General features: G+C 36.0%; 11 protein-coding genes, 2 tRNA genes and 1 pseudogene. 13 read left to right on the top strand and 1 reads right to left on the bottom strand.

Annotated features, from left to right (window positions below; translation table 11 throughout):
• The first annotated feature begins 1 nt into the window (after position 1).
• From AC000W_RS15210 to AC000W_RS15155, 12 genes are all read left to right on the top strand, one after another.
• Positions 2-72 (top strand) — tRNA-Thr (locus tag AC000W_RS15210).
• A gap of 58 nt (positions 73-130) precedes the next feature.
• Entirely contained in the window at positions 131-1,318 is a 1,188-nt protein-coding gene (tuf, locus tag AC000W_RS15205; RefSeq protein ID WP_474749514.1) for an elongation factor Tu, read from the top strand.
• 68 nt (positions 1,319-1,386) lie between these two features.
• Positions 1,387-1,462: transfer RNA gene (locus tag AC000W_RS15200), tRNA-Trp, on the top strand.
• Positions 1,463-1,515: 53 nt separating this feature from the next.
• Positions 1,516-1,704, top strand: coding sequence for a preprotein translocase subunit SecE (secE, locus tag AC000W_RS15195; protein ID WP_474749512.1), 189 nt, complete (start codon positions 1,516-1,518; stop codon positions 1,702-1,704).
• A gap of 8 nt (positions 1,705-1,712) precedes the next feature.
• On the top strand, positions 1,713-2,264 hold the full coding sequence (gene nusG / locus AC000W_RS15190) for a transcription termination/antitermination protein NusG (protein ID WP_474749511.1): 552 nt from the start codon (positions 1,713-1,715) through the stop codon (positions 2,262-2,264).
• A 67-nt stretch (positions 2,265-2,331) separates the two neighbouring features.
• On the top strand, positions 2,332-2,769 hold the full coding sequence (rplK, locus tag AC000W_RS15185) for a 50S ribosomal protein L11 (RefSeq protein ID WP_474749509.1): 438 nt from the start codon (positions 2,332-2,334) through the stop codon (positions 2,767-2,769).
• 20 nt (positions 2,770-2,789) lie between these two features.
• Positions 2,790-3,479, top strand: coding sequence for a 50S ribosomal protein L1 (gene rplA / locus AC000W_RS15180; RefSeq protein WP_474749508.1), 690 nt, complete (start codon positions 2,790-2,792; stop codon positions 3,477-3,479).
• Between the two features lie 25 nt (positions 3,480-3,504).
• Complete coding sequence (gene rplJ / locus AC000W_RS15175; protein ID WP_474749506.1) at positions 3,505-4,020, top strand: 50S ribosomal protein L10; 516 nt, start codon at positions 3,505-3,507, stop codon at positions 4,018-4,020.
• Between the two features lie 52 nt (positions 4,021-4,072).
• The gene (rplL, locus tag AC000W_RS15170; RefSeq protein ID WP_474749504.1) at positions 4,073-4,453 is read left to right on the top strand and encodes a 50S ribosomal protein L7/L12; all 381 of its coding nucleotides are present in this window, start codon (positions 4,073-4,075) and stop codon (positions 4,451-4,453) included.
• A 138-nt stretch (positions 4,454-4,591) separates the two neighbouring features.
• A complete protein-coding gene (rpoB, locus tag AC000W_RS15165) occupies positions 4,592-8,401 on the top strand; it encodes a DNA-directed RNA polymerase subunit beta (protein WP_474749502.1) in 3,810 nt (1,269 codons plus the stop codon).
• Between the two features lie 58 nt (positions 8,402-8,459).
• Positions 8,460-12,758 carry a DNA-directed RNA polymerase subunit beta' gene (rpoC, locus tag AC000W_RS15160; RefSeq protein ID WP_474749501.1) on the top strand — a complete coding sequence of 1,433 codons (4,299 nt, stop codon included), beginning with the start codon at positions 8,460-8,462 and terminating at the stop codon, positions 12,756-12,758.
• An 11-nt stretch (positions 12,759-12,769) separates the two neighbouring features.
• On the top strand, positions 12,770-13,075 hold the full coding sequence (locus AC000W_RS15155; RefSeq protein WP_474749500.1) for a DUF3467 domain-containing protein: 306 nt from the start codon (positions 12,770-12,772) through the stop codon (positions 13,073-13,075).
• A gap of 35 nt (positions 13,076-13,110) precedes the next feature.
• Here AC000W_RS15155 and AC000W_RS15150 read toward each other — a convergent pair whose 3' ends face one another.
• Positions 13,111-14,700, bottom strand: a complete 1,590-nt coding sequence (locus tag AC000W_RS15150; RefSeq protein WP_474749498.1) for a peptide chain release factor 3 — start codon at positions 14,698-14,700, stop codon at positions 13,111-13,113.
• Between the two features lie 337 nt (positions 14,701-15,037).
• Here AC000W_RS15150 and AC000W_RS15145 point away from each other — a divergent pair.
• Positions 15,038-16,943 (top strand): annotated as a pseudogene (locus tag AC000W_RS15145) (gliding motility-associated C-terminal domain-containing protein); the annotation flags it as partial.

Genomic DNA, 16,943 nt, shown 5'->3' with positions numbered 1-16,943 from the left:
CGGTGTAGCTCAGGGGTAGAGCGTTTCCTTGGTAAGGAAGAGGTCACGAGTTCAAATCTCGTCATTGGCTCAACGATAAATAAGAATTTGTACACTAATATAATATAAACTAAGATTAAATTCATTAAACATGGCAAAGGAAACTTTTGATCGTTCCAAACCGCACTTAAATATTGGTACTATTGGACACGTAGATCACGGTAAAACTACATTGACTGCTGCTATTACAACTGTATTAGCTAACGCAGGTCTTTCTGAATTGAGAAGCTTCGAATCTATCGATAACGCTCCTGAGGAAAAAGAAAGAGGTATTACTATTAATACTTCTCACGTAGAATATTCTACAGCTAACCGTCACTATGCGCACGTAGATTGTCCAGGTCACGCGGATTATGTTAAGAACATGGTAACTGGTGCGGCTCAAATGGACGGTGCAATTTTGGTTGTTGCCGCTACAGATGGACCAATGCCACAAACTCGTGAGCACATCCTTTTAGGTCGTCAGGTTGGTATTCCAAGAATTGTTGTATTCATGAATAAAGTGGATATGGTAGATGATGAGGAGCTTTTAGAGCTTGTTGAAATGGAAATTAGAGAATTACTTTCTTTCTATGAGTATGATGGTGATAATGGGCCTGTAATTGCTGGTTCTGCTTTAGGCGCACTTAATGGTGAGCAAAAATGGGTTGATACTGTTATGGAATTAATGGCAGCTGTTGATGATTGGATTGAGCTTCCAAAAAGAGATGTTGACAAGGATTTCTTGATGCCTGTTGAAGATGTGTTTACTATTACTGGTCGTGGTACTGTTGCTACTGGTCGTATTGAAACTGGTGTTGCTAATACTGGTGATGCAGTTGATATTATTGGTATGGGTGCAGAAAAGTTAGCTTCTACAGTTACTGGTGTTGAGATGTTCCGTAAGATTTTAGATAGAGGTGAAGCTGGTGATAATGTTGGTATTCTTTTAAGAGGTATTGAAAAATCTGATATCAAAAGAGGAATGGTAATCTGTAAGCCAGGTTCTGTTAAGCCACATGCTAAGTTTGAAGCTGAGGTTTATATCCTTAAAAAAGAAGAAGGTGGTCGTCATACACCATTCCATAATAACTATCGTCCACAGTTCTACGTAAGAACAACAGATGTTACAGGTACAATAAACCTTCCTTCTGGTGTTGAAATGGTTATGCCAGGCGATAACTTAACTATTATAGTTGATTTACTTTCACCAATTGCATTGAGTGAAGGTCTACGTTTTGCAATCCGTGAAGGTGGTAGAACAGTAGGTGCTGGTCAGGTTACAAAAATTTTAGATTAATATTCTAAAACAATAATTTTCATTGAGGGTGTCCCGTTTTTGCGGGATACCTTTCAATGTAAATATAAACGGGTGTAGCTCAGTTGGTAGAGCACTGGTCTCCAAAACCAGGTGTCGGGAGTTCGAGTCTCTCCTCCCGTGCCAAAAGGAAATCAAAGGTTTAAGATTTTCTATCATTTTTTGAAAAATTTAAGTTGATGTTTACATATATTAAAGAATCAATTGAAGAGCTTAGGAACAACGTAACGTTGCCTACAAGGGAAAAATCTTCTAACCTTATGGTTATTGTAGCTGTTTTTTCCATTTTGTTTGCATTGGCAACTTGGGGAGTGGATAGTTTGTTCAGTAAGTTGATAAAATTGTATTTCGATAATGTAATTAATTAAGAAGCCCTATGTCAGAAGTATTGGAAAAAAAATGGTATGTGGTAAGGGCTGTAAGTGGTCAAGAAAACAAAATCAAAGGCTATATAGAGAGTGAAGTAGCTAGACTTGGTTTTTCAGATTACTTAGAGGATGTTTTGGTACCTACAGAGAAAGTGGTCCAAATTAGAAATGGAAAAAAGATAAACAAGGAAAGAGTGTATTTTCCTGGTTATATAATGGTGAAGGCAAATTTAGGTGGAGAAATGGTCCATATTATTCGCTCTATCACCAATGTTATTGGTTTTTTAGGAGAAACAAAAGGAGGAGATCCAGTTCCACTAAGAAAAGCAGAGGTAAACAGAATGTTAGGAAAGGTAGATGAATTGGCTGTAAATACGGACAGTGTTTCCATTCCGTTTGTGTTGGGCGAGACTATTAAGGTTATAGATGGTCCTTTCAATGGATTTAATGGCACTGTTGAGAAAATCAACGAAGAAAAGCGTAAGCTAGAGGTAATGGTGAAAATTTTCGGAAGAAAAACACCATTGGAACTAAGCTATATGCAAGTAGAAAAAGTATAATAAAATTGTTACATATATAAAAGTTGTGTTGCTTCCAATTGACACACTTTAAATTTAATTTAAAACAATGGCAAAAGAAGTAAGTAAAGTAGTTAAACTACAAGTTAGGGGAGGTGCTGCGAATCCGTCGCCACCGGTTGGACCCGCTTTAGGTGCTGCCGGCGTTAACATCATGGAGTTCTGTAAGCAGTTTAATGCACGTACACAGGACAAACAAGGCAAAGTATTGCCTGTTGTTATCACCGTATATAAGGATAAGTCTTTTGACTTTCTTGTAAAGACACCGCCAGCGGCAGTTCAGCTATTGGAAGCAGCTAAGATTAAAAAAGGATCTGGCGAACCTAACAGAGTAAAATCAGGTAGCGTTTCTTGGGATCAAGTTAAAACAATAGCGGAGGATAAAATGGTAGATCTTAATGCATTTACTGTTGAATCTGCTATGAGTATGTTGGCAGGTACTGCAAGATCTATGGGTCTTAAAGTTTCAGGAAAACGTCCTTTTTAAAATCTTAAAAGCAATTTAAAATGGCAAAATTAACTAAAAAGCAAAAAGAAGCTCATAGTAAAATAGATAAGAATAAACTTTATTCTATTGATGAAGCTTCTGCTTTAGTAAAAGAGATAACTAATGCAAAGTTTGATGCATCTGTAGATTTAGCTGTACGTTTGGGTGTAGATCCAAGAAAGGCAAATCAAATGGTTCGTGGTGTAGTAACACTACCTCATGGTACAGGTAAAGATGTAAAAGTTTTGGCTTTGGTAACACCAGATAAAGAAGCGGAAGCCAAAGAGGCTGGAGCAGACTTTGTTGGGTTAGATGAGTATTTGGATAAAATTAAAGGCGGTTGGACAGACGTTGATGTTATTATCACTATGCCAAGCGTTATGGGCAAATTAGGACCTTTGGGACGTGTATTGGGACCAAGAGGTTTAATGCCTAATCCAAAAACAGGTACAGTAACAATGGATGTGGCAAAAGCAGTGTCTGATGTAAAAGCTGGTAAGATTGATTTTAAAGTGGATAAAACAGGAATTGTACATGCTGCAATAGGAAAGGCTTCCTTTTCTTCAGATAAAATTGCTGGTAACGCTAAAGAATTAATAGATACTTTGATGAAGTTGAAACCTACTGCGTCTAAAGGTGTTTATGTAAAGAGTATTTACATGTCTAGCACCATGAGTCCGAGTGTTCAATTAGATCCAAAAGCAGTTTAACCGGTAGTTCTAAGTTTTTATAATTATGACAAGAGAAGAAAAAGCAACCGTAATAGAAGATTTAACTGCGCAATTGGCAAATAGTTCTACTATATATCTTGCAGATATATCTGGATTGGATGCAGAAACAACTTCTAATTTAAGAAGAGCATGTTTTAAAGCCGATATTAAGTTGGCTGTAGTTAAAAATACCTTGCTGTCAAAAGCAATGGAAGCTTCTGAAAAAGAGTTTGGAGAACTCCCTGAAGTATTAAAAGGAAATACTTCATTGATGTTTTCTGAGACAGGAAATGGTCCTGCAAAACTCATTAAAAATTTCAGAAAAAAATCTGATAAACCTTTATTAAAAGGAGCCTTTGTAGAAGAAGCAATCTACATTGGGGATAATCAGCTAGATACTTTGGTTAGTATTAAGTCTAAAGAAGAAATGATTGGCGAGATTATTGGATTGTTACAATCTCCAGCCAAGAATGTTATTTCTGGACTTAAATCTGGTGGAGGTAAACTAGCAGGTATCCTAAAAACATTATCAGAAAAATAGTAGCACGCACTAAAAACAATTATATTTTAAAAATTTATTAAACGATAGAAAAATGGCAGATTTAAAAGATTTCGCAGAACAATTGGTAAACTTGACCGTAAAAGAGGTTAATGAGTTAGCTGATATATTAAAAGATGAGTATGGTATTGAGCCAGCAGCAGCAGCAGTAGCTGTAGCAGCTGGTGGAGCAGCTGGTGGTGATGCAGAAGCAGCTGAAGAAAAATCAGAATTCGATGTAATTTTGAAAGCAGCAGGAGCATCTAAATTAGCAGTTGTTAAATTGGTTAAAGAATTGACAGGTCTTGGGTTGAAAGATGCTAAAGACATTGTTGATAGCGCACCAAAAGCTGTTAAAGAAGGTGTAGCCAAAGATGAGGCTGAAGGTATCAAAAAATCATTGGAAGAAGCAGGAGCAGAAGTTGAGCTTAAATAATAGCAACAACCATAGTATGTTGGTTTAGGTCTTTTCGCCAGTTTGGCGGTTAGACCTAAACCCTTTTATATATAATAGTATATAAAGTTATATACCACCCAACTAGTATAGTATTCACGTTCAAAATTTTGTCCATCGATGTTCACAAATAAGACTGAAAGAATAAGTTTCGCATCCGCTAAGAACATACCGAACTATCCGGATTTCTTGGACATTCAGATTAAATCATTTCAAGACTTTTTTCAGCTTGAAACTAAATCTGATGAAAGAGGAAATGAAGGGTTGTACAACACCTTCATGGAAAACTTTCCTATTACAGACACACGAAATCAATTCGTATTAGAGTTTTTAGACTATTTTATTGATCCACCAAGATATTCAATCCAAGAATGTATAGAGCGTGGATTAACATATAGTGTTCCTCTAAAAGCTAGATTAAAACTATTTTGTACAGACCCAGAACATGAGGATTTTGAAACTATTGTTCAGGATGTATATCTAGGTACTATACCATATATGACGCCAAGTGGTACATTTGTTATCAATGGAGCAGAGCGTGTTGTAGTATCTCAATTACACCGATCACCTGGTGTATTCTTTGGACAATCCTTCCATGCCAATGGTACTAAGTTGTATTCGGCTAGAGTAATTCCATTTAAAGGTTCTTGGATAGAGTTTGCCACAGATATCAATGGCGTAATGTATGCCTACATTGATAGAAAGAAAAAATTACCTGTTACTACACTTTTCAGAGCTATTGGTTTTGAAAGAGATAAAGATATTTTAGAAATTTTTGACCTTTCTGAAGAAGTTAAAGTTTCTAATGCAGGACTTAAAAAAGTATTGGGTCGCAAATTGGCGGCTAGAGTATTAAATACTTGGCACGAGGACTTTGTGGATGAAGATACTGGAGAAGTTGTATCTATTGAAAGAAATGAAATTGTTCTTGATCGTGATACCATTTTAGAAAAAAGTCATATTGAAGAAATTATTGAGGCAGATGTAAAAACTATTCTTTTACATAAAGAGAACAATGCCCAAAGTGATTATGCAATAATCCATAATACGCTTCAAAAGGATCCTACAAACTCTGAAAAAGAGGCTGTAGAGCACATTTACCGTCAATTACGTAATGCAGAACCGCCAGATGAAGAGACTGCACGTGGTATTATAGATAAATTGTTCTTTTCTGATCAACGGTATAACTTAGGTGAAGTTGGTCGTTATAGAATGAATAAAAAATTACAGTTAGATATTGGAATGGACAAACAAGTTTTGACCAAAGAAGATATCATTACAATTATTAAATACTTAATTGAGCTTATCAACTCAAAAGCAGAGATTGATGATATTGACCACCTTTCTAATCGTCGTGTTAGAACAGTTGGAGAACAATTATCATCTCAGTTTGGTGTTGGTTTGGCCCGTATGGCAAGAACCATTCGTGAGCGTATGAATGTACGTGATAATGAAGTGTTTACTCCAATTGATTTGATTAATGCGAAGACATTATCTTCTGTAATCAATTCATTTTTTGGTACCAACCAATTATCTCAGTTTATGGATCAAACAAATCCATTAGCAGAGATAACTCATAAAAGAAGATTGTCTGCCCTTGGGCCAGGTGGTCTTTCTAGAGAAAGAGCTGGTTTTGAGGTACGTGATGTTCACTATACTCACTATGGTAGACTTTGTCCAATTGAAACACCAGAGGGACCAAACATTGGTCTTATATCTTCACTTTCAGTTTTTGCAAAAGTTAACCCAATGGGCTTCTTGGAAACGCCGTATCGTAAGGTTACCAAAGGTAAAGTAAATACCAAAGAGTTTGTTTATTTGAGTGCAGAGGAAGAGGAGGGAATGAAAATTTCTCAGGCCAACATTCCAATGAAAGATAATGGCGAGATAGATGTTGAAAAGGTTATTGCCAGAGAAGAAGGTGATTTCCCTGTTGTGGATCCAGCTGAAATAAATTATACGGATGTTGCTCCCAATCAAATTGCGTCAATTTCAGCTTCATTAATTCCTTTCTTGGAACATGATGATGCCAACCGTGCTTTGATGGGGTCAAACATGATGCGTCAAGCAGTTCCATTATTAAAACCACAATCACCAATTGTTGGTACTGGTTTGGAAAGACAGGTTGCTTCTGATTCTAGAGTATTGATAAATGCAGAAGAAGATGGTGTTATAGAATATGTGGATGCTCAAAAAGTAACCATTAAATACAAACGTACTGAAGAAGAAAGATTAGTAAGTTTTGAAGAGGATTCTAAAACATACCAATTAGTAAAATTCAGAAAAACCAATCAAGGAACTAGTATTAACCTAAAACCAATTGTTAAAAAAGGAGATAAGGTTAAAAAAGGGCAGGTTCTTTGTGAAGGATATGCTACTGAAGCTGGTGAATTGGCATTGGGTAGAAACATGAAGGTTGCCTTTATGCCTTGGAAAGGGTATAACTTTGAGGATGCCATCGTGATTTCTGAAAAAGTAGTTCGTGAGGATATTTTTACTTCAATTCATATTGATGAATATTCTTTAGAGGTTAGAGATACTAAGCTGGGTGCTGAAGAATTGACAAATGATATTCCAAATGTTTCTGAAGAAGCAACAAAAGATTTGGATGAATACGGTATGATTCGTATTGGTGCTGAAGTAAAACCTGGAGATATATTAATAGGTAAGATTACACCTAAAGGAGAATCTGATCCAACTCCAGAAGAAAAATTACTTCGTGCCATTTTTGGTGACAAAGCTGGGGATGTTAAGGATGCTTCATTAAAAGCATCACCATCACTTAGAGGTGTTGTAATAGATAAAAAATTATTCTCTCGTTCTATAAAGGACAAGCGTAAGCGTTCGGAGGATAAGGAGGCAATCTCTAAATTGGAAATGGACTATGAAGTTAAATTCCAACAGCTTAAAGATGTATTGGTAGAAAAACTATTTACCTTAATTAATGGAAAAACTTCTCAAGGCGTTTTAAATGACTTGGGTGAAGAAGTACTTCCTAAAGGTAAGAAGTACACCATGAAAATGTTAAATTCAGTTGATGATTTTGCGCATTTGGTTGGTGGAAGTTGGACTACGGATAAGGATACCAATGCTTTGGTTGCGGATTTGTTGCACAATTACAAAATCAAATTAAATGACCTTCAAGGAAATTTAAGAAGAGATAAGTTTACCATTTCTGTTGGTGATGAATTGCCAGCTGGTATCATGAAATTGGCCAAAGTTTATATTGCTAAAAAGCGTAAGCTTAAAGTTGGTGATAAAATGGCTGGTCGTCATGGTAACAAAGGTATTGTTGCACGTATTGTTCGTCAAGAAGATATGCCTTTCTTAGAAGATGGAACTCCGGTTGATATTGTATTGAATCCGCTTGGCGTACCATCCCGTATGAATATTGGACAGATATATGAAACTGTTCTTGGTTGGGCCGGTCTTAAATTGGGTAGAAAATATGCTACTCCAATTTTTGATGGAGCTACATTGGATCAAATTAATGAATATACAGATGAAGCTGGTATTCCAAGATTTGGACATACGTATTTATATGATGGTGGAACAGGACAACGTTTTGACCAAGCTGCAACTGTAGGAGTTATCTATATGTTGAAACTAGGACATATGGTTGATGATAAAATGCACGCACGTTCTATTGGACCTTATTCATTGATTACACAACAACCATTGGGTGGTAAAGCCCAGTTTGGTGGTCAACGTTTTGGAGAGATGGAAGTATGGGCTCTGGAAGCTTATGGAGCATCTGCAACCCTGCGTGAAATATTAACGGTTAAGTCTGATGATGTTATTGGTAGAGCAAAAACATATGAGTCTATCGTTAAAGGAGAAACAATGCCAGAGCCTGGTTTGCCAGAATCTTTCAATGTATTAATGCACGAACTTAAGGGATTAGGTTTGGATATTAGATTGGAAGAATAATAAAATAGTGTAGAAACTATTTTACATCAAATAAATTAAAACAGTATCATCACAAGTTATGGCTAGAATAAAAGATAATAATCCAATAAAAAGGTTTAATAAAATTTCAATCGGATTGGCATCACCAGAAGCAATTTTGGGAGAGTCAAGAGGTGAGGTTTTAAAACCTGAAACCATAAACTATAGAACTCATAAACCAGAGCGTGACGGGCTTTTCTGTGAACGTATTTTTGGACCTGTTAAGGATTATGAGTGTGCCTGTGGTAAATATAAAAGAATCCGCTACCGTGGAATTGTATGTGATCGTTGTGGAGTTGAGGTAACAGAGAAAAAAGTTCGTAGAGACAGAGTAGGTCATATTAATTTGGTTGTGCCGGTTGCTCATATCTGGTATTTCCGTTCATTGCCTAATAAAATAGGATACCTTTTAGGGTTGCCATCCAAGAAATTGGATATGATTATTTACTACGAGCGTTATGTAGTAATACAACCTGGGGTAGCTAAAGGTGCAGAAGGGGAAGAAATTCAGAAAATGGATTTCTTAACTGAAGAGGAGTACCTTACTATCTTGGAATCTATTCCTGCAGAAAATCAATATTTAGAAGATACAGACCCTAATAAGTTTATTGCTAAAATGGGTGCTGAATGTCTTATCGACCTATTGGCGAGAATTGATTTGAACCAATTGTCATACGATTTAAGACACAAGGCAAATACAGAAACGTCTAAGCAACGTAAAACAGAGGCTTTAAAACGCCTTCAAGTTGTTGAGGCTTTGAGAGAATCTCAGGAAAATAGGGAAAATAGACCGGAATGGATGATTATGAAGGTTATTCCAGTTATTCCACCAGAATTACGTCCTTTAGTGCCGTTGGATGGTGGTCGTTTTGCAACATCAGATTTAAATGATTTGTACAGACGTGTAATCATTAGAAACAACCGTCTTAAAAGATTGGTAGAAATTAAGGCTCCAGAAGTAATTCTTAGAAATGAGAAGCGTATGCTTCAAGAGTCTGTGGATTCATTGTTTGATAACACTCGTAAGGCATCTGCTGTAAAAACAGAATCAAACAGACCATTGAAATCACTTTCAGATTCACTTAAAGGTAAGCAAGGACGTTTCCGTCAAAACTTACTTGGTAAGCGTGTTGATTATTCAGCTCGTTCGGTAATCGTTGTGGGACCTGAATTGAAATTGTATGAATGTGGTCTTCCAAAAGATATGGCAGCTGAACTGTACAAGCCTTTTGTAATCAGAAAACTGATTGAAAGAGGAATTGTAAAAACAGTAAAGTCTGCTAAGAAAATTATAGATAAAAAGGAACCTGTAGTTTGGGATATTTTAGAAAATGTATTAAAAGGGCATCCAGTATTGCTAAACCGTGCTCCTACATTGCACAGATTGGGTATTCAATCTTTTCAGCCTAAACTTATAGAAGGGAAGGCAATTAGATTACACCCCTTGGCATGTACAGCATTTAATGCGGATTTTGATGGAGATCAAATGGCGGTGCACCTTCCTTTAGGTCCAGAAGCTATTTTGGAAGCTCAATTATTAATGTTGGCTTCTCAAAACATATTGAATCCAGCAAATGGTTCTCCTATTACGGTACCTTCTCAGGATATGGTTTTGGGTCTTTACTATATGACCAAAGAAAGAAAATCTACTCCAGAAGTAAAAATAAAAGGAGAAGGATTAACATTCTATTCTTATGAAGAAGTAGAGATTGCTTTTAATGAAGGCATGGTTAATCTAAATGCTGGTATTAAAGTGAGAACTAAAGACTTTAATGAAGAAGGAGAACTGGTTAGCAAAATTGTTGAAACTACTGTCGGTAGAGTTTTATTTAACATGGTTGTGCCAGAAGCGGCGGGGTATATAAACCAAGTATTGAACAAGAAGGCTTTACGTGATATTATTGGTAATATTTTAAGTGTTACTGATGTGCCAACTACAGCTGATTTCTTAGATCAAATAAAAACTATGGGATATCAATTTGCCTTTAAAGGTGGATTGTCCTTTAGTTTAGGTGATATTATTATCCCACAAGAGAAGCATGAGATGATTGCTGATGCTAATGGGCAAGTAGATGGTATTATGACCAATTATAATATGGGTCTTATCACCAATAATGAACGTTACAATCAAGTAATTGATGTTTGGACATCAACTAATGCTATGCTTACAGAATTATCCATGAAACGTATCCGTGAGGATCAACAAGGATTTAACTCTGTATATATGATGTTGGATTCTGGTGCTAGGGGTTCTAAGGAGCAGATACGACAGTTGACAGGTATGCGTGGATTAATGGCCAAACCTAAGAAATCTACTGCTGGTGGGGGAGAAATTATTGAGAATCCAATCCTTTCTAACTTTAAAGAAGGATTATCAATTCTAGAATATTTTATTTCTACTCACGGTGCCCGTAAAGGACTTGCGGATACTGCACTTAAAACAGCCGATGCGGGTTACTTAACACGTAGATTGGTAGATGTTTCTCAGGATGTAATCATTAATATAGAAGATTGTGAGACATTAAGAGGTGTAACTGTACAGGCCTTAAAGAAGAATGAAGAGGTTGTAGAAACTTTAGGAGAAAGAATTCTTGGTAGAGTTTCTTTGCACGATGTTTATAATCCATTGAATGAGGAGATATTATTGACTGCTGGTCAGGAAATAATGGAATCAGATATAAAGAAAATTGAAGAATCTCCTGTTGAGAAAGTAGAAGTACGTTCCGCATTAACTTGTGAGGCTCAAAAAGGAATTTGTGCCAAATGTTATGGTAGAAACCTTTCCACCAATAAAATGGTGCAAAGAGGAGAAGCTGTAGGAGTAGTTGCCGCACAATCAATTGGAGAACCAGGTACACAGTTAACATTACGTACGTTCCACGTTGGTGGTATTGCGGGGAATATTTCTGAGGATAATAAATTAGAAGCTAAATTTGACGGTATAGCCGAGATTGAAGATTTAAGAACTGTAAAAGGAGAAGGAAGTGATGGTCAATTGGTTGAAATAGTTATTTCTAGAACTTCGGAAATTAAAGTAGTTGATGCTAATACAGGTATTACATTGAGTACAAACAACATTCCATATGGTTCACAATTGTCTGTTAAAAATGGTTCTAAAATTAAAAAGGGCGATGTTATTTGTCAATGGGATCCATTTAATGGTGTAATTGTTTCTGAATTTGCAGGAAAGATTGCTTATGAAAATATTGAGCAAGGTGTTACTTATCAAGTTGAGATTGATGAACAAACTGGTTTCCAAGAGAAAGTAATTTCAGAATCTAGAAATAAGAAGTTGATTCCAACTTTATTGATTCAAGATAGTAAAGGAGAGACATTACGTTCTTATAACTTACCAGTTGGCTCTCACATTATGGTTGATGACGGAGACAAAATTAAAGAAGGTAAAGTATTGGTGAAAATACCGCGTAAATCTGCTAAAGCAGGTGATATTACTGGTGGTCTTCCAAGAGTTACCGAATTATTTGAAGCTCGTAACCCATCTAACCCAGCAGTTGTTTCAGAGATTGATGGTGTTGTTTCTTTCGGTAAAATCAAAAGAGGTAACAGAGAAATAATTATTGAATCTAAACTAGGTGAGATAAAGAAATATCTGGTAAAACTTTCAAATCAAATCTTGGTTCAAGAGAATGATTATGTTAGAGCAGGTATGCCATTATCCGATGGTTCTATAACACCAGAAGATATTTTAGCAATTAAAGGACCTTCAGCTGTTCAGCAGTACTTGGTAAACGAAGTGCAAGAAGTATATCGTTTACAAGGGGTAAAAATTAATGACAAGCACTTTGAAGTTGTTGTAAGGCAAATGATGAGGAAAGTTCGTATTGAAGATCCGGGAGATACTATTTTCTTGGAAAATCAATTAGCGCACAAAGATGATTTTATCCGAGAGAACGATGAAATTTTCGGCAAGAAAGTTGTTGAGGAAGCTGGGGAATCGGAAAACCTAAAGCCTGGACAGATTATTACTGCTCGTGAGTTAAGAGATGAAAATTCTTTATTGAGAAGATCGGATAAAACTTTAGTATCTGCTAGAGACGCTGTTGCTGCAACTGCTACACCAATTTTGCAAGGTATTACAAGAGCATCTTTACAGACTAAATCATTTATTTCTGCTGCATCGTTCCAAGAAACTACAAAGGTTCTTAATGAAGCTGCCGTAAGTGGTAAAGTAGATACTTTGGAAGGATTGAAGGAAAATGTGATTGTTGGGCATAAAATCCCTGCAGGAACAGGTATGAGAGATTATGAGAACATCATTGTTGGTTCTAAGGAAGAATATGATGAGATTATGGCTCGTAAGGAAGAGTTGAAGTTTTAATAATATTTGATATGGCTGATAAAAATCAAAAACAAATTAATATTGAGCTAGACGAAAAGACTGCTGAGGGAATTTATTCCAATTTGGCAATCATTAACCATTCAGTTTCAGAATTTGTAGTAGATTTTATTAGTATGATGCCCGGAGCTCCAAAAGCTAAGGTGAAGAGCAGAATTGTTTTAACACCTCAGCATGCAAAAAAGTTTTTAAAGGCGCTTAATGATAATGTTAGCAAATTTGAAGACGCTCATGGCACTATTAAAGACTATGACCAACCTCCTATACCATTAAATTTTGGCCCCACGGGAGAGGCATAAATAAAAAAAGCGCAAAACTATGTTTTGCGTTTTTTTTATTCAAATTCAGATGTAAAGTGAAGTTTTACTGTTGGGTATTTTTGCTGTGTCATTTGTAATGAAAACTGTGAATCGGCTAAGAAAACCAATTGCCCCCTTTTGTCCTTTGCCAAGAACTTTTGTTTTACCCTTTTAAATTCCTTAAACTCGTCATTATTTGCATCTTCTGGGGCTACCCAACATGCTTTGTGAACCGAAAAGTTATCATAGGTACATTTAGCACCATACTCATGCTCTAACCGGTATTGTATGACTTCATATTGAAGTGCTCCAACTGTTCCTATTATTTTTCTTCCATTCATTTCCAAAGTAAACAACTGAGCCACACCCTCATCCATAAGTTGATCTACTCCTTTGGAAAGTTGTTTTGCTTTCATTGGGTCAGCATTATTTATATAACGAAAATGTTCTGGTGAAAAGCTTGGAATACCTTTATAATGTAGTATTTCTCCTTCTGTTAAAGTGTCTCCAATTTTAAAATTCCCAGTATCATGCAAGCCCACAATATCTCCAGGATAGGAGATGTCAACAATTTCTTTTTTTTCTGCAAAAAAGGCATTTGGACTAGAAAATTTCATTTTTTTATTTGAACGTACATGTAAATAGGGCTTATTTCTTTCAAAAGTGCCCGATACAATTTTTATAAACGCTAATCGGTCTCTATGTTTGGGATCCATGTTTGCATGGATTTTAAAGACAAATCCTGTTAAGCTTTTTTCATTTGATTTTACCAAACGTTCTTGGGACATTTTATCTTTGGGAATAGGGGCAATTTCAATGAAACAATCCAATAATTCCCTCACCCCAAAATTATTGAGTGCTGAACCGAAAAAAACAGGTTGTTGTTCTCCATTTAAATAAGCCTTCTTGTCAAATTCTGGGTAAACACCGTTTACCAATTCTAAATTTTCCCTTAAAGCGTCGGCGGCTTTTCCTCCAATAATAGTATCAAGATTGAGATTATTAATATCATCAAAAGCAATTGTATCTTCTATATTCTTTTTACTGTCACCACTAAATAAGTTAATGTTTTTTTCATAGATGTTATAAATTCCCTTAAAATCGTAACCCATCCCAATAGGGAAGCTTAAAGGTGAAACTGTTAAACCTAATTTTTGTTCTACTTCATCAAGTAAATCAAACGCATCTTTACCTTCTCTATCTAACTTATTAATAAAAACAATTATGGGAATTTTACGCATTCTACAAACTTGGACCAGTTTCTCAGTTTGTTCTTCAACACCTTTGGCAACATCAATAACAACTATAACACTGTCAACTGCCGTTAATGTTCTAAAGGTATCTTCTGCAAAATCTTTGTGTCCAGGTGTATCGAGGATGTTTATTTTTTTATCCTTGTATAAAAATGCTAATACGGAGGTGGCCACAGAAATCCCTCTTTGACGCTCAATCTCCATGAAATCGCTAGTTGCCGACTTCTTTATTTTATTGTTTTTAACAGCACCCGCTTCTTGTATTGCGCCTCCAAATAACAACAATTTCTCAGTAAGAGTTGTTTTACCGGCATCTGGATGTGATATAATCCCAAACGTCCGCCTTTTTTTTATTTCTTCTTCAAAATTCATTAATAAAATTTGGGCAAAAATAATAGAATTATGGTGTTGTTGGCAGTGTTTAGCTGAAAAAGGAGAAAATGATTTATTTGCATGAAAAATTTAATTAAAATATCCGTAAACTTTTTACGTTATGGGTTACGTATTTTAATGTAAGTAAGAAATTTTAGAGTTATACTTTAGAACTACTAAAGAGGTTATTTGAAGATTTTTGTCTGTCGATAATCTATAAAACATGGTTGATCAAAAATTTAACTTTATCTTGCATTAATAATTAAGAAGCCCCACCTTCTTACGATTTATACTACCTAATGCCATGGTGATTAGTTTATAATAAAAACTATCATTTATGGAAAAATTTACTTTCTTAAGACTTAGAATATTAGTGATTTATGGAAAAGGATTAATGACTTTTCTTTTTTTGTTTTGTCTTAATACCTCCTTTAATGCTCACAACAATGTATTTGATATAACCGATGTGGATACGGATGGTGATGGAGTATTTAATAATGATGATTTTGATGACGATGGGGATGGTATTATCGATGTAGTAGAAACCTATAATTTGGATACTGACAATGATGGAATTCCTAATTACTTAGATATAGATTCTGATAATGATGGAATTCCGGACAACATAGAAGGTCAATCACCAATTAATTACATCGAGCCATCAGGAATAGATAATAATGTAAATGGTCTGGATGATGCTTATGAGGTTAGTTCCAATGGAATAAACCCGGTGGATTCTGATGATGATTCAAAATTCGATTATTTAGATATAGATTCTGATAATGATGGTATTTTAGATAGAAGTGAGTCGAGCACAATAACTACAGATTTTGATTGTAATACTATTCCAAAATTAGATTTTTCTACCACGCCAGTACTCGAATACGGAAATGGCTATAATGAAGGTGCAATATATAGAATAAAGGATATTACAGTTGATTTAGATGCTTTGGTAACTATTGATAAGATTGTAAACGGACAAATTGCAATTCTTGATCAAAATGAAATTGACCCTGGATTTTTTAAACCTGAAATTTTTTTCACAACAACTGATGATGAAAGACGTCCCTATGTAGACTTTAAAATTACATTAGTAAGTAAAGGGACCAGTAATCCTGTTGTGTTGAATGAAATAATTATGAATTTTATAGATGTAGATGGTAATGAGCAATATCAAGAATATAATAGATTTGATACCCCCGCAAGTTATACTGTAGATGAAAATAATGAAGTTTTGATAAACAATACCTCTGGAGGTTTATTGGTTAATGGGGGAATGAAAGAATATGATGGTATTTCTAATCAAAACCCATCTGTTAATGTAGCAGTAGAATTTGTAGACCTTTCTAGTTTTGTTTTTCGTTTTGGAATTCAAACAGCCACTCAAGATAATTTTACTACTAATGTAGCTAGACAAGCAGGAATTCAGTTTTCATGTCTTGATAATTTTGTTAATCCACAGACTACTACATTCAATGATGATGTTGATAGTGATGGTGATGGTATACCAGATAGAGTTGACATCGACAGTGATGATGATGGTATTCCGGACAATGTAGAGGCCCAGACCACGGATGGCTATGTAGGACCAACGGGCAGTGATTCAGACAACGATGGCTTGGACGATGCTTATGAGGGCACGGGAGATGAAGGTCTTACACCGGTGAACACCGATGGTACTGACAACCCGGATTATTTGGATGATGACAGTGACAATGATTTGGTGTCAGATGACAATGAGGGCAATGATTTTGATTATGATGGTGTACCAGATTGGACCTATACTGGAACAGACACGGATGGTGATGGCTTGGATGATGGTTATGAGGGCAGTGATGTGGATGATGGTTTTGATGTGAACGATGAGATAGACGATCCTGCGAACGATTTACCAGATACAGATGGTACGGAGGATGTTAACTATAGGGATTTGGATGATGATGGAGATGGAATAGATACTCCAGATGAGGATGCTGACAATGATGGTGACCCGACCAATGATGATAGTGACAACGATGGCACCCCGGACTATTTGGACCCAACGGACGACAATGGTCCCGACACGGATGGTGATGGCGTTCCAGATGTAACAGATATAGATGATGACAACGATGGTATCTTGGATACAGTAGAGGGAGACGGGGACATCGACAGTGACAATGATGGTTATGCAGATAGTATTGACATTGACAGTGATGATGATGGTATTCCGGACAATGTAGAGGCCCAGACCACGGATGGCT

This window comes from Saonia sp. (assembly GCF_056326165.1).
The sequence above is the reverse complement of the archived record's forward strand: the minus strand, read 5'-3'. Positions and strand labels throughout refer to the sequence as shown.

Coding starts and splice junctions, on each gene's coding strand:
- AC000W_RS15155 (WP_474749500.1), top strand. CDS start 12,770: ATGGCTGATAAAAATCAAAAACAAATTAATATTGAGCTAGACGAAAAG.
- rplL (WP_474749504.1), top strand. CDS start 4,073: ATGGCAGATTTAAAAGATTTCGCAGAACAATTGGTAAACTTGACCGTA.
- rplA (WP_474749508.1), top strand. CDS start 2,790: ATGGCAAAATTAACTAAAAAGCAAAAAGAAGCTCATAGTAAAATAGAT.
- rplK (WP_474749509.1), top strand. CDS start 2,332: ATGGCAAAAGAAGTAAGTAAAGTAGTTAAACTACAAGTTAGGGGAGGT.
- secE (WP_474749512.1), top strand. CDS start 1,516: ATGTTTACATATATTAAAGAATCAATTGAAGAGCTTAGGAACAACGTA.
- AC000W_RS15150 (WP_474749498.1), bottom strand. CDS start 14,700: ATGAATTTTGAAGAAGAAATAAAAAAAAGGCGGACGTTTGGGATTATA.
- rplJ (WP_474749506.1), top strand. CDS start 3,505: ATGACAAGAGAAGAAAAAGCAACCGTAATAGAAGATTTAACTGCGCAA.
- tuf (WP_474749514.1), top strand. CDS start 131: ATGGCAAAGGAAACTTTTGATCGTTCCAAACCGCACTTAAATATTGGT.
- nusG (WP_474749511.1), top strand. CDS start 1,713: ATGTCAGAAGTATTGGAAAAAAAATGGTATGTGGTAAGGGCTGTAAGT.
- rpoC (WP_474749501.1), top strand. CDS start 8,460: ATGGCTAGAATAAAAGATAATAATCCAATAAAAAGGTTTAATAAAATT.
- rpoB (WP_474749502.1), top strand. CDS start 4,592: ATGTTCACAAATAAGACTGAAAGAATAAGTTTCGCATCCGCTAAGAAC.